The 13927-nt window shown below is 59.0% G+C and carries 7 protein-coding genes; all 7 read right to left on the bottom strand.

Annotated elements, in window-relative coordinates; all coding sequences use genetic code 11:
- Positions 1-26 precede the first annotated feature (26 nt).
- Positions 27-1724, bottom strand: coding sequence for a ShlB/FhaC/HecB family hemolysin secretion/activation protein (locus tag ACUXV1_RS12235; RefSeq protein ID WP_446015505.1), 1698 nt, complete (start codon positions 1722-1724; stop codon positions 27-29).
- Between the two features lie 18 nt (positions 1725-1742).
- Positions 1743-4463: a fimbria/pilus outer membrane usher protein gene (locus tag ACUXV1_RS12230; RefSeq protein ID WP_446015504.1), complete on the bottom strand. Its 2721-nt coding sequence runs from the start codon at positions 4461-4463 to the stop codon at positions 1743-1745.
- Between the two features lie 89 nt (positions 4464-4552).
- Positions 4553-5284 carry a fimbria/pilus periplasmic chaperone gene (locus tag ACUXV1_RS12225; protein WP_256870453.1) on the bottom strand — a complete coding sequence of 244 codons (732 nt, stop codon included), beginning with the start codon at positions 5282-5284 and terminating at the stop codon, positions 4553-4555.
- Between the two features lie 49 nt (positions 5285-5333).
- Complete coding sequence (locus ACUXV1_RS12220; RefSeq protein ID WP_043641161.1) at positions 5334-5918, bottom strand: fimbrial protein; 585 nt, start codon at positions 5916-5918, stop codon at positions 5334-5336.
- A 691-nt stretch (positions 5919-6609) separates the two neighbouring features.
- The gene (locus tag ACUXV1_RS12215) at positions 6610-7263 is read right to left on the bottom strand and encodes a response regulator (protein WP_043641156.1); all 654 of its coding nucleotides are present in this window, start codon (positions 7261-7263) and stop codon (positions 6610-6612) included.
- 90 nt (positions 7264-7353) lie between these two features.
- Positions 7354-10581: an ATP-binding protein gene (locus ACUXV1_RS12210; protein ID WP_446015503.1), complete on the bottom strand. Its 3228-nt coding sequence runs from the start codon at positions 10579-10581 to the stop codon at positions 7354-7356.
- A 133-nt stretch (positions 10582-10714) separates the two neighbouring features.
- Positions 10715-13393 carry an ATP-binding protein gene (locus ACUXV1_RS12205; protein WP_446015502.1) on the bottom strand — a complete coding sequence of 893 codons (2679 nt, stop codon included), beginning with the start codon at positions 13391-13393 and terminating at the stop codon, positions 10715-10717.
- Positions 13394-13927 lie beyond the last annotated feature (534 nt).

Here is a 13927-nt window from a genome sequence, read left to right as displayed (position 1 = left end):
GGGAGGCGGTATCCAGCGCGGCGACGTCACAGTTGCCAGGTCGCCTGCGCCCAGATAGCGGGGTTGCGCGTGTTCTGGCCGCCGTCGTTGCCGACGCGCCAGGCCGCGCTCACATTCAGTCTCAGGCTGTCGCGCAGCCAGTTCAGGCCCAGCCCCGCCGCGGCGCGGCTCAGGACGGGGTTGCTACCGCCCCAATCGCGCTTGTTGGCGCGGGTTAGGCCATAGTCGTAAAACAAGGCGGTTTCCACGCCGGGCCAGGCGGCGTAGCGCAGCTCCAGGTTGCCTATCCAGCCTTGGTCGCCGCTGGCGTCGCCAGCCGGATAGGCGCGCACCGCGTACGGGCCGCCCAAGCTGATTTTTTCCGAGGAATCCAGGTTGCGGTCCGTCCACTGGCCGTTGAATTGAGCGTAGAGGCTGAAGCGTTGGCTGAGCCGTTGCAGGCGGACGGCGCTGAGGCTGAGCTTGCTGAAATGGCCTTGGGTATCGGCGGTCAGCCGGTCGTTGCTCCGCGCTACCGGGTTGTCAATGCCGAGCCGACCGTAACCGTAGGCCAGAGAAGCCTGGCTGATGCCGCCGCCGCCCCAGCCGTCCTGACCGTTGGCGCTGAGCATGGCGGTCCATAGGCGCACGTGTTTGGCGCTGCGGCTGTCAGTCAAGTCGATATCGTCTTTGAGCCGCTTGTCGTCATACATCAGTTGGGCGTAGACGCTGGCATTCCGGCCGCGCCACAGCGGCTGGGAGAGAAATCCGCTTTGGATGCGGGCGTTGCCGTGGGCTTCCAGATCCGTGAAGTCCCGTCCCAGACGGTATTCCATATTGGAGTAAGCGGCGCCCACCCGCGTCAGCCAGGGGCCGACCGGCAGTTGATAGGACAGGCGTTGGTATTGCTGGCGGCCGTCGCTGCCCATTGCCCGCAGGCTGAGCTGATCGCCCAGCGCCAGAGGATTGTTGAAGTTGAGGTTGCCGCCCAGCCGGTATTCGCCGGTGTATTTGCTGCCGTAGTTGTCGAGTTCGACGCTGCCGCTCAACCGGTCTCCAGGCAGGGCCTGCACCAGCAGATCGGAGCTGCCGGCCTGGGTGCCGGGCCGCAGGATGGAGCGCACTTTGACGCCGGGCAGGTCATTCAAGCGCAACAGGGCGCTGTCCAGCGCGTCGCGCTCCACCAGTTGGCCCGCCAAAGCGCGCAGCGGCACCTGAAGCACCTCGTTGCGCACGGCGGAGGCGTTGTCCAGCGTCACTTGGTCGTAACGGCCTTCCTGAATGTCGATGCGCACCCAGCCGCCCTCGATGTCCTGAGGCGGTAGATAGGCTTTGGCCAGCAGATAGCCATGTTGCTGATAGAAGCGAGTGATGCCCTTGGCCGCCGCGTGGAGTTCGGCCAGGCTGAGTTCCTGGCCGGCCAAGGCTTGCAGTTGCCGGGCCAGCGTGTCTTGAGGGAATACGCTGTTGCCGCTGAAGCGGAAACCGGTCACCAGCAGGCGCGGGCCGGCGTCCTCGGCGGCCGTGGATTCGGCGGCCGGCGGCGTCAGCTCCAGCTGCGGTGCCGGGGTAGGCAGCAGTTGCGGCCGCGCCGACTCAATGTCGCGCAAGGACTGGCCGGCGTCCGGTCGTTGCGCCAGGCCGGGCGCGCTCCAAACCAGGGCCAGGCCGGCTGTTAACAGCAGGCTATGGGCGCGCTGCTTGAATCTGGGCGCGCGGGACGGGAGGTGGAGTGGGTTCTTCATCTGTTTTTCGATTTATCGTTATGGCGAAGGCTGGGATGTGGATGCCGCCGCCTGCGCCTGAGGCAGGCAGGGGGCGACGAGCATGTCGTAGCGCTGTTGGCGGCCGGCGCGTTTTTCCGGCAGTTGATAGTCGATGCGGCATTGCTGTTCCGGCGCGCCGCCCCATTCGACGATGAGCCAGCCGTTGGGCTCCAAGCCTTTGGCGAAGAGGCGGCCGCCTTGCCCTACCACGCCGACGTTGTCGCCCCGGGCGTTGCGCGCGGCGGCGCCGAAGGGCAGCGGCTTGTCGCCCGGCATCCGGCTGTCGATCAGGGTGGCGCGCGCCACTTCGGTGGCGTAGGACAGCATCACCACGGAACCCGCGCGCGGGGCCAGGCCTTTGCTGGTGGATTGTTTCAGCTCCACATCCAGCGGCATGCCTTTGGGATTCACTTCTATGGTGTTGAGGTGATAAGGCGTCAGGCTGGGCACCACGGCGTAGCCGTGGGCGTCTACCCGCGCCCGAGCGGCTCCGACCAAGGCGCCCTCCGCGTCCGGCACTCGCACCACGGCCAGGGTTTCTCCCAATGTCTGCGCCAGCGTCACGCCGCCGGGGTGAGCCACCAGGGCGCCGGCGGCGCTGGCGGAATACTGGTTGTAGCCTCGGCCCGCGCTGACGCTGGCGTTCAACTGCGTGTAAGGCAGCTGATATCCCAGGCCGGCGCTGCCGCTGCCGCCGCCGCGTTCGGAATGACTGGCGGAGACGGAGTAACTGCCGCGGTTGTCGTCGCCCAGCGTGCCGGCCAGGCTGGTGGTGGTTTGCAAGCCGCTTTCGGAGTCATGGGAAAGGAAGCCGCTGAGGGTGGGGAAACGCCGGCTGTCGCCCAGGGGAACGCTTACATTGAGCGCATAGGTGGTCCGGCTGCGTTCCTGCGTGGTCTGGCCCTGGGTCAGGTTGCGCGCACGTTGGGCGGAGAGGGTGTAGCTGACGGAGCCCACGTTGCCGCCGTAACCCACCGAGAAGTTGACCTCCTTGCTGTCGCTGCCCCAAAACTGTTGCATGGAGCCATTGGCGTACAAGGAGCCGCCGCCCAATTGCTGGCTGATGTTGACGTCGAAGCGATGACGCTGGCGCACGATCGCGTTCAGCGTCCGCTGGCGCTGGTATTGATCTTCCGCGACGATGCGCTCGATCAGGCTCAGATAACCGGAGGTGGAGTAGCGATAGGCCAGCAGCGAGAAGTTGGTGCCGGTGCTGTTCAGCTTTTTGCTGTACGACAGCCGCAGGCTGTTGCCCTGGATGCGCCGGTCGCCGGACAAGCGGCTTTCGGCTCGGGTCAGGTCAGCGGCGAAAGCGCCGACGCTGGTATTGGCCGCCACGCCAAACAGTCCCGAGGCGTACCCCTGGGAGGCCGTCGCGCCGGCGTAAGCCGTCCACATGCCGTTCAGGCCGCGCTGGTAAATGGCTTGGGCGAACAGCGGGTCGTCTGTCAGGCCGGGCTGCTTGACCTGGCCGGCGATCAGGCTGTAACGCTGGACTCCGCCGCGCAAAAGCTGCGGCGTGGCCGCATAGGGCACCACGCTGGTGTATTCCTGGCCGTCGGCCTCGGTGACTTTGACTAGCAGGTCGCCGCCTTCGCCGCTGGCCTGCAGGTCGCTGATGGTGAAGGCGCCGGGCGCCACGGTGGTTTCATAGATCAGATAGCCGCGCTGGCTTACGCTGACTTTGGCGTTGGTCCGTGCCGTGCCGTGAATCACCGGCGCGTAATTGCGCTGGGTGTCCGGCATCATGCGTTCGTCGCTGCTGAGCTGGACGCCGCGGAAGGACAGGCTGTCGAACAGCTCGCCGCTGCTGGCGGTTTCGCCCAGCACTAGCTGCGAACGCCAAGCCGGCACATCGGTTTGCAGATAGACCGAGCCGCTTTGATAGCGAGCGGCGCGTCCTGTCCCCCAAGATAAGGCACCGTTGTGACGCAGCCGCCACGCGCCCAGGTTCAGGCCGCCGTTGAGGCCCAGGTAGCCGCTATTGGAGCGCTTGCCCTGGTTTTCGCTGCTGTACAGGTTGACGTTGTAGTTGAGCAGGCCGGCGGTGACGCCGTTTTCCCATTTTTCCGGGCCAACGTAGGTGCTGGCGGAGGCGAAATGCACGAAGATGGCCGGCACTTGCAAGGATAGTTTTTGCTCGGCCATGTCGGTATTGACGCTGGCGCCTGGAACGTATTGCGCCAGATCGCCGCAGAACAAGGCGTCCGGCATGGGGTTGAGCTCGTCTGACCCGCTTTGGCCTCGCGCGGCCTTGTCCATATCGATACCCAGCCGCTCCAACTGCTCCCTGCGGAAGCAGGGGCGCGCCCCCGTCCCGGATGCCGTTTCGACGAATTCGATGTCTTCCATGCCCTGCCAGCGGCCATTGACGCTGATTTCCAGACGGTAGGTCCCCGGCGGGTTTTTTCCTTCCTGCTCAAAGCGGCTGAGGTCCAGCGGCGGCCCACCCGTCCCGGTAAACAGATAGGCGGAGTCGAACACCAGTCCGCGCGCATGGCCTGCGGCGGGGGCTGCGGGCTGCCGGATGGCGGTCAGCGCGGCGCTGTGGGCTTTGGCGGAGTCGGGCAAATCGGCCGTACCCGTATTGCCGGACGCGCCAACGGAGGGCGCCGCGCCGGCCAGCATGCCGCCCAACACACCCGCTGCCCACCAAGCCAGAGGCTTGGTTTTGGGCGCACGCGCCCGGGCTTTGTCGCTTACGCTCAAGCCGATCATGAAGTGCCTCGTATTGCGCTGTGCCGCCGCGGCAGGGGCGAGCCCTTGTCGGCGGTTGGGGATGGAAATCTTGGGAACGCGCGCCGGACTTATTGCAGCCGTGCCTCCGCGTCTATGGTTCCGCCAAAGTCGCTGACGGCCTGAAATTGCAGTAAGGCTCCAGTCTTGAAGGCGTGAGCTTGCCGTTTGATCAAAAACCGTTCTGAGGAGAAAGGCTTCACCATATCAACCGCCACCTCGACCGGTTTGGCGCCGTCAGCGGCCAGCTTGGCCTGGAACAGGGAGACGAAGAACGGCGTGGGATTTTGGGCTTCCAGATAACGCTGCCCGTTTTCCGTCACCACTCGCCATTGCATTTTTTTCGGCGCCAGCGCGGGCTCGCCCGTCAAGGCCTGGGGCCGGAAAAACACTTTCAGCCGAGTGCGGTAGGTAAATTGCAGGTAGTTGTCCCCCGCCGCCTTGGGCGGAACTTCCAGAAAGTTGATCCAGAACACCGATTCGCGGTCTGGCGGCAAAGCGTCCCCGCTGTACACCATGCGCACCACTTGTCGTTTGTCGCCGTCCAGGCGGACAATCGGCGGCGACAGGGTGAAGGGCACCTGAATATCGCTGGGCGCGACGGTGGCGTCGCCCAAATCCAGCCAGGACTGAACCAGGATCGGGTCCTTGCCCTTGTTCTCCAGCTGGATGCTCACTTCCCGTTCCTGAGCGGGATAAATAATCCGCGTCCCGCGGATCACGAGCGCCGCTTCCACGGCGCTCGTCCAGCAAAAAGCCGCCACAGCACACACAGCCGCTATTCCCGCATACTTGCGCGCCATCCATGCCATGGCCGCTCCTCCCTAGCTGACAGTCAGAAAAACGTGCTGATTACTGGTAAGCCAGCACATAGTCGATCTGACTGAATACCGCGCCGCTGCCCGGCACGGTGCCGGTGTTGACGCGCTGCAGCTTGGCCGACAAGGGGATATTGGCGGAGCGTTGTACTGGCTGGCCTGTTGTCGGAACATCGGGAGCCAAGGCCGCGCTCGGCATGTCCGCGCTATTGGTGGAGCCCAGCGGAATCTTGACCGCGCTGCCGCCAGAGCCTTTGTACAGTTCGATTTCCAGGTTGGACGCGGCGCTCGGTCCGCTCAGCTTCAGGCGGCCGGTTTCTTTGTTCACGTTCTGGTTGTTGGGGTTGAAGGCGATCTGCACGCGGGAGGCGTTGCACACGTCGGATTGGCCGGAAACGGTCAGGCTGAACGGGACTTCAGCGCTGCCGGCGGTAGGGATCTGATCAGGCGTCAGGTTGTTGAAGTCCACCACTTTGTAGCCGTCTTCCTGACCATCGATCAGGCAAGTGCTGGTGGCTACGCTGCCTTTGAATACGATCTCGCCGCGGTTGGCGGCAAACGTCTGGGAGGCCATGCCCACGCCCAAGGCCAGCGAAACCATGATTGCCAGTTTATTCATAAAACACTCCACACTTAAATTAAGTTAAATCAAAGCCGTGACCATGTTTCCTGACCACCGCCCGCGAGACAGGCCGCTTCATCAAATCACCGCGGTCTGTCGCTAATGACGGAAACATCCGCCAATCAGTAAGGGCATTATCTGTAGGTGTTTCGTACAATTGAATAAGGCGTTTCTTAAAGCTGAGGGTTGGGCCGCAGAATAAGGAATTTCTTAATAAAAAAAGGAAAGTGAAGATGTCGTGGCGTAGAGGCGTTAACAAAGCCTCACGGAAAACCTGAGCCAAGGCGCGCCAACGCCGCCCCTCGATCGAGGCGGCTTATGAGTAGGGCGGTGTGTGGCAGCGGCCCGAGCGCAGGTCAGGAACCGAGAGGCCCGCCATTGAGCAAGACGGGTTTCTGTCAGGTCGCCGGCATTGGCGAGACAGTGCTATTTCACGCGACTGCGCGATGCGCCAGGAGTGGCGATGGAGGGCAAGCGATCCGCCCGCGTGCCGAGCGGGCGGATCAGGCGCTTGTGCAAGGTATGGAGCTGAGGGATGGCGCCCAGAGCCTGTTCAAAGTCCGCTGCGCTTCGTGAAGCGTCGCACGGTGAGTACAAGCTGCTCCACTTGACCATTCCGCTTTTCGCTCGTTTTCGCCTTGTCTCGCCCTGGCTCGCGAGACTTTGAACAGGCTCTCTTAGCCATGTTTTAGCGAAACAGCCCCATTTCCAAGCAGAGAGTAATCAAGTCCTGATCGCTTCGAGCGCCCAGTTTTCTCATGCCGGAAACCTTTTGAGCGCTAATGGTTTTTTCGCTTCGGCTGAGCATTTTTGCTATTTGGTTTAGCGTCATGCCTGCCACGAAGTGACGTAAAACTTCAAATTCCCTGGCGGATAATTTTTCCACCTTGCTGCCTATTGTTGCCTCAGCAATATTTCCCCTATTGGGGGGAGGAAGAGCCGACCCTCTATTCACCACTTGCTCAAGCGTGCGGCGCAGCTCAGATAAGGGTTGGCTTTTCAGAACCACCGCCGTCACGCCTAGATCTTGCAGGCTTGAAACGATCAAGTGGTTGGAAACCATTGTATAAATGATAAGCCGTACATTGGTGAAATGGCGTAGTAGATATTCTATTAATTTCATGCCGTCGCCATAATTGGTGTCGCCGGGCATGCTGTAATCAACGATGACTATATGAGGCAGTTCATTTTTTTGCCGCAAGTTAATCAACGTTTCGACTAATTCAGTAGAGTTGTGCGCTTCTCCCACCACTTCCAACAGTGTATTGCGCTCCACTTCTTCACGAATGCCCATCAGAACGATAGGATGATCATCGGCTATCAATACTTTTATTTTGCTCATGGTGTTTCCAGTGAATTTGATTCCAATGCCTATCTCTTTATCAATAAGCTGGGCTTTTAAATCATTGAGATTTTTCTCATCCGTTACTGTTTAAGAAGCCGCTAGTTGTTGCAAAGCAGCCTTCAAACGGTTTTGAAATTGTTCCAGTTTGGCGAGGCTCTCGTCATTTAATTCATATAAATCAGCGAGCTGTGCTTCCAATGCTTGGCCGGTGCTCATCAGCGTTTGCGCGTTGACTACCGCCAGAGCGCCATTAATGCGATGCAATATGCTGGCAGCTTTATGGGGTTTTCTGGCCATTGACGCCGTGTATAGCATGTCTAGGTCCGTGCGCATGGTTCGCAAAAATAGCTCGCGCATGGCCATTGGCACTATCAATCCATCTGGGATGGGAATGGGAGGCGCAGAGTGGAAAGCGGGCTTGTCTAAAGCTTTTTGGCTTAGCCGCGTTAATGCGGTGCGCAAACCGTGCAAATTGATGGGCTTAACCAGCCAGGCATCCATGCCCGCGCGCAGACATGCTTCTTCCTCAACCCGCATGGCATTCGCGGTGACGCCGATGATGGGAATGTCCACGCCTTGGGCCCGCAGGGCTATGGCTAGCTCGTACCCATTCATCTGCGGCATGTTGACATCGGTCATCACCAGATCATACGGACGCATATTCCAGTGTTTCAAGGCTTCATGGCCATTACCCACTACACTGGCGCGGCAACCCAGCAACTCCAGCTGCTCTTTCAATATGTGCTGGTTGATTGGATTGTCCTCGGCGACCAAGACGTTCAATCCTAGTGGAGAAGTATCGCTGGCCGACGCCGGCTGGGCCTCGCCGGGCAGACCGTGTTTTGCCAGCCATACCGCTTGCAGGATGCCTTTGAGATGATGGGTGTTCACCAACCAATTATCACCCTGCAGTTGCGCCTGCAGCGGCCCTTCCGGAGTGGCGATGACGCGTGTGCTCAGTGGGTGGCTAGACCATTCATCGGCAGGGTCCAGATCCAATAGAATCAATCCGGAATCTTCCGGCACAGGCTCCATCGGATCCAGCCAGCGAGTGCTGGCGCCCTGTCGGGTCAACCAGCGCATCAGGCTTTCTCCCTGCTCTTTCAGATGAGCGCGCAACAACACGGTAGTCTGGCTCAGTGGGTAGTCCGTTAGCGTGGGCGGCGGCGCTTGTTGTTCCAGTTCCAAGGACAGGGTGAAGCTGCTGCCCAGCCCCAGATCGCTGACGACTCGAAGCGAGCCTCCCATCAATTGACTGAGTTGCCGGCAGATCGATAAGCCTAGCCCTGTTCCCGCAATCAAGCCAGGCAGGGCTTGAGCCTGATAGAAGGGTTCAAACAGCCGGGTTTGCTGTTCCTGAGTGATGCCGATGCCAGTGTCGGTCACTTGCCAGGCCAAATTGACGCGGCCGTTTGGCAAGGCTGTGGCTTTCAGGCGCAATACAATCCAGCCGGACTCGGTGAATTTGATGCTGTTGCTGAGCAGGTTATTTAAAATCTGGCGGATGCGCGTGGCATCCCCCAATACGAGCTCCGGGGCGCTCTCATCAAGATTGGAATACAAGCGTAGTCTTTTGCTTTTAGCCATGGCGGCAAAAGCGCGCACAACCTCCTCGGAAAGGCTGACTGGGGAGAATGATTGCGACTCCAGCGCCATTTGCCCGGACTCAATCTTGGAAACATCCAATACATTGCTGATCAATTGCAACAACAGAGAAGACGAGTCTTGCATGGTGCTCAAATAAGCGCGCTGACGCGGGCTTAGCGGGGTCATGTCAAGAATTTCTATCGTGCCCAGCAGGCCGTAAAGCGGGGTGCGAATTTCATGACTGATGGTAGTCAGGAAATGGGTTTTGGCTTCATTCGCGCTATCCGCCGCCCGTTTTGCAGCCTCCAGCGCCATTGAGCTTGCTTTGTAATGAGAAATATCGCTAAAAGAGCATACTATGACGTTTTTGCCGCGGTGACGGGCTGGAGCAAAGCTGGCTTGCAGATAGCGCTTTCCAATGCGAAGACAAGCGGTGCGGTTGGAGATATCTTTCCCGTCTATTATTTCGCCCCAGAATGCTATCAGCTGCGGGTAATCTCGTTCTCGGTCGAACCACTCCAACGCTAGCGGATTGACCACCAAGGGTTGGAGGAGAGGCAATTCCAGAACAAACAAGGCGGTGGGCGCAGTTTGCGTTACCACGCGATTGAAGGCCTCGCTTTCCAGTACTGCTTGGTGCGAGGCTTGTGCCGGCGCCAATACGCGAAGCCGATACCAGCGTACCGCCAGCACGCCGCTTAAAGTCAGCAGTAGCAAGCTGATCATAAAGACTTGGACGTGCCAGTTTGCCAGGGCGAGCAAACGGTTGTATTGCACTCGATAGACCGCGGACCAATTCGGCTTGGTTTTGGCGGGAAAATAAAGCAACAGGCCATCTTGGCTAAAATTCAGTCCCGCTTTTAACGTGGGCAATGAATAGGTTTTGCCTAACAGTACCCGTCCGTCGGGGGCAATCAGACTGATGCCGTCAAATACCCGGCGCTTGCTGGTGCCGGCCCAGCAAACATTTCGAATCTCCAGCGTTGAAACCGCCATGATTTGGGAGCGGCTGCCTTTTTTCCAAAACTTTTCGCTGATATAGGCCGGGATATAGGCAAGAAGAGTATCTGGATCGAGGCCTTGGGCGCTTTTCCCGCTTACCCATTTGACCTTGGTGGTGTCATGCCGCTGTTGCAGTAAAAACTGGCGGATGGCAGAGGTAATTGTTGGAAAATTGGTATGAGTCAGCGCCATTTCGGTTGCGGTATTGTCCACCGTCGGTACCGCCAGGCTGGTTGCTTCATCCAAGGCCAATAGAAAGCTTTGGGGGGCTTCGGTTTTGGCCAGCGACCAGTAAGTGCTGTAGTAATCCGCGCTTAAGGCCCCTAAGGCATACAGGCCGTTTGGCGGCTCTGGCCACTGATCTGCTTGGTAGCCCAGAGTAAACGGCATTGAATACGGCGAGCTGCGCCCCTCCACCATCAGGTAATCGCCAGTCCGCGCAATAGGGGTGCGTGTCGTATCCAGCAGTTTACCCAGCCGTTTGCCCATGATGTCGGAGTTGCGCCGCGCACCGCGGCTGAGGAAGGCTTCATGCTCTTGAATGCCGTTGGTCACGCATGCGAAGTGCACTTGGGCCATATTCTGTTTTTCATCCAGCAGTAAGGTCGCGGCCCAGTAGCTGGCGGTTAAGGCGAGTAGAACCAAGGACAGGACCAAGATCAGGCTCACATTGAGCCGTAAGGATGTTCTGATCAACTTACCGATGGATTGCGTATTATTTTCCATGACTCCGTTTCATTTACACATCTTGCGCGGGTCTATGTTTGGATTGGCTTGCAAGTGCCGGCAGCGTCGCTGCGTAAAACAGCCTGCGGCCGCTTTATGGCTTGAAGCGATATCGCGCCGGCTGGGCCGACGCTCAGACAGCACCACTGGAAGAGAGATAGCCTGGGGAGGAACGTTCGCCGTACTCCCTCCTCTGCTTCAATGAGTTTAGGCACCGAAACAGGTTGGACAGACTGACTGGCTTGATGATCACCGCGGCCATTCCGGCCTCGCGCGCAAGTTGGGTCTCTTCTTTTAAGGTGCTGGCCGTCGTTCCCACGACCAAAAAGCCTGGCGCTTGCAGGTGGATTCTACGCGCCAACTCCCGGCCGTCCATCCGGGGCATGCTGATGTCCGTCAGCACCAGATCAAATTCGTGGACATTCCATCGCTGCAGCGCTTCCTGGCCATTGGCGGCCAACTGCACGCGGCAGCCCAAGGTTTCCAGTTGTTCCTTTAAAACCATGCGATTAATGTCGTTGTCTTCCACCGCCAAGACTCTGAGATTCAAGTTGCCCAGTGTTGAGGCGCCGGCCCCTGTGGCAGAAGCGGGGGCGAGCCCCAGCGTGGAAAGCACGGTATCCAAGATCACTGTCGGAGCATACAAGGAGACCCATTCGGCGCTAGAGCGCGACGATTCGTTGCCATGCCATATTCGCAGTCCGGGCCAGTTGGCTCGCCGGTGCGGATCGATGTCCAAGCGCACTTCCAAGCACAGCTTGTCTCGCGGCAAGTTTTCCCTTGCGCAGGCCAGCGCTCTGCCGCCGAGGAAGTTCAGCCAGTCGCATAGGCTATCGGCCAGTTCTCGCACTGGCGCGCTGACGTAGATGGCTTGCTGATTCAGAGGCCGTTGTCGTGAAGGGTTGTCCGCCAGGGGTTTCAGCGGCAGCCATAGAGTGAAACTGCTGCCCAGGCCCGGCTCGCTCACTACGGTGATGTCTCCTCCCATCAGGGTGGCGAGTTGCTGGCAGATCGGCAGGCCCAGGCCGGTGCCGTTGGCCCTGCGGCGACCTTCGCCAACCTGGAAAAACAGTTTGAACAAAGAAGCCTGATCCTCGGCGGCAATCCCGATGCCGGTATCCGCGACCTGGATGGAGGCCCGGATACTGCCGTTGTTTCCATTGACCAAGCCGCAGCGCATGACGATACGGCCGTTATCGGTGAACTTCACCGCATTGCTCAGGAGATTGCTCAGAATCTGTCGTACTTTGCGCGGGTCGCCCCGTAAGGGCAGGCTCAAACGCGGGTCGACGCAAGCGTAGATCAATACGCCCTTGTTCAGAGCGGAGGCGGCGTAGCCGTGCACTACCTCATGCGCCAGCTCAAACAGATTGAATGTTTCCATCTCCAGCCGCAATTGACCCGCTTCTATTCTGGAAAGGTCCAGGACGTCGTTGATGAGCCCCAACAGCGTGGTGGAGGAACTTTGGATCGCCTGCACATAGCCTTGCTGTTGCGGATCCAGGCGGGTGTGTTTGAAGAGCTCCAGGTTGCCGAACACGCCGTACAGCGGAGTGCGGATTTCGTGACTCATGGTGGCGATAAACGCGGTCTTGGCGGCGTTGGCGGCGTCGGCTAATTGCTTGGCGTGCTCCAGCGCCAGTTCGGCCTGCTTGCGCAAGCTGATATCGCTCAACGCGCACAACAGCACTTCCTCTCCTCGGTAGCGAGTGGGCACGAGGCTGGCGAACAAATGACGGCCGTCCAGAGTGGCCAGCTCTTCGCTGACAACGCCGACTTGTTGCAGGCGGGCCCGCAGGAAGACGCGCTCCACCCACTCCGTCGATCTCCAATTCGGATCGATTGCGGGCAGCCAGTCGCGAGCTAACTGGTTTTCCAGGACAGCCTGACCATTGCGTCTTCGCAGCGCGCAAAGCGCCACAGGTGCCGCGTTGAATACCGAACGCAGAAAAGCTTCCGCTTCCGCATGCTGTTGCAGCCGTTGCAGCGCCGGACGCACAAACCTGTTCAGCACGCATAGACTGCCCAGAGCAAGCCCGGCGATAACACAGCTTAAGATGGCCAGGCACTTCATCAAGGCATGGCGCATATCGTTGAGGAGAGCCGATTCCGGGTAGCGATAGGCCAGTACCCAGTCAGGCCCAAGCGGGAATCGGGTTTGAACGCTGGACACAATAGGCAATGCGTTGGACAGACGCTGCCACATGTCCTGCGCCCGCCCAGAAGAGGCCGCGGCTGAAGCGGCCACCTCGTGCTCATTGGCGTCCAGCAAGGCGAACTCATAGCCAGCAAAGGGCTGCTGGCTGGCCAGAACGTCTCGTCCCAAGAACTCCAAAACCATCCAGGCTTGTTCACCGCTGTCCAGCGACGAGGGGGAGATGGAAGGCCGCGCTATGTAAATGCGGCGCTGAGGATCTTTGGGATCGAACAGCCACACCGTGGTGCTTTGGTACAGAGGCGTCGGATTATCGCGTAACTGCCGGAGCACGGCGTCCGGCGTTTCTTTCGCGATTGGAAAGCCGCTCTCCAGCCTGCGCACGGTCAACTGATCCTTGCCTTGCAATAACAACAACAGGTTGACGCCCAAGTTGGCCGCCTGGAGCCGATCGTTCAAGGACAAGGTCAAGCCGGGCGGAGGCGAAGGTTCGCCTATCCGGTTGGAGTGGTCCAATGAACCTGGAGGCCGCTCTGAACCGGTTATGACGGGCTTGTCCAGATTTTTTAGGAATTCCACGCGGCGATTGAAAAAAGCCTTGGCGGCGTAAGCCGCTTCATTCATGGATACACGCTGGACTGCGATATGGCGATTCATTTGGATATTTAGATAAATAGCCAAAATGCATGCGACACATAAAAGCAGGGCCCCAGCCAATAGCCACACAATGCTGGCGGCCGCAGACAGCCGCGATGGCCAGGGTCTAAGCACTAAGCACTTGATATCCATCGGAATATCGTAAGTGCGTATGCTGCCGGGAAATATAAGTCATTTCTGAAAGCAATAATATTTTTCAAGTACGAAACATCAACAGTCTGGCCTGTAAGGCGTATGTCATTTTTATGCATGGTTCATGGTGAAATTTATATTGCCTGACCCGTGAGCGGATTGGTCGTCCCCTAGTGGAAAATGACTCTCCAGTTAGGCTGCCCTGGTCGCTATGTCCCGACTTTCATATATAAGCTAGGTTTTGATTGCTTCTGGATTTCGCCTGTCGATTTAGAACCTGTTTACGATCTGCTGCGCGTCGGCGGGATGGATAGAAAGGGATATTGAAACCGGCTTCGACATGCTCATCTAACACGCGTGCATTATGCTTTCTCAGTCGTTTTCGCCTTGTCTCGTCCTTGT

The sequence above is a fragment of the Chromobacterium sp. W521 genome, assembly GCF_052805975.1.
Note: the sequence above shows the minus strand (reverse complement) of the source record. Positions and strands in the feature narration are given on the sequence as shown.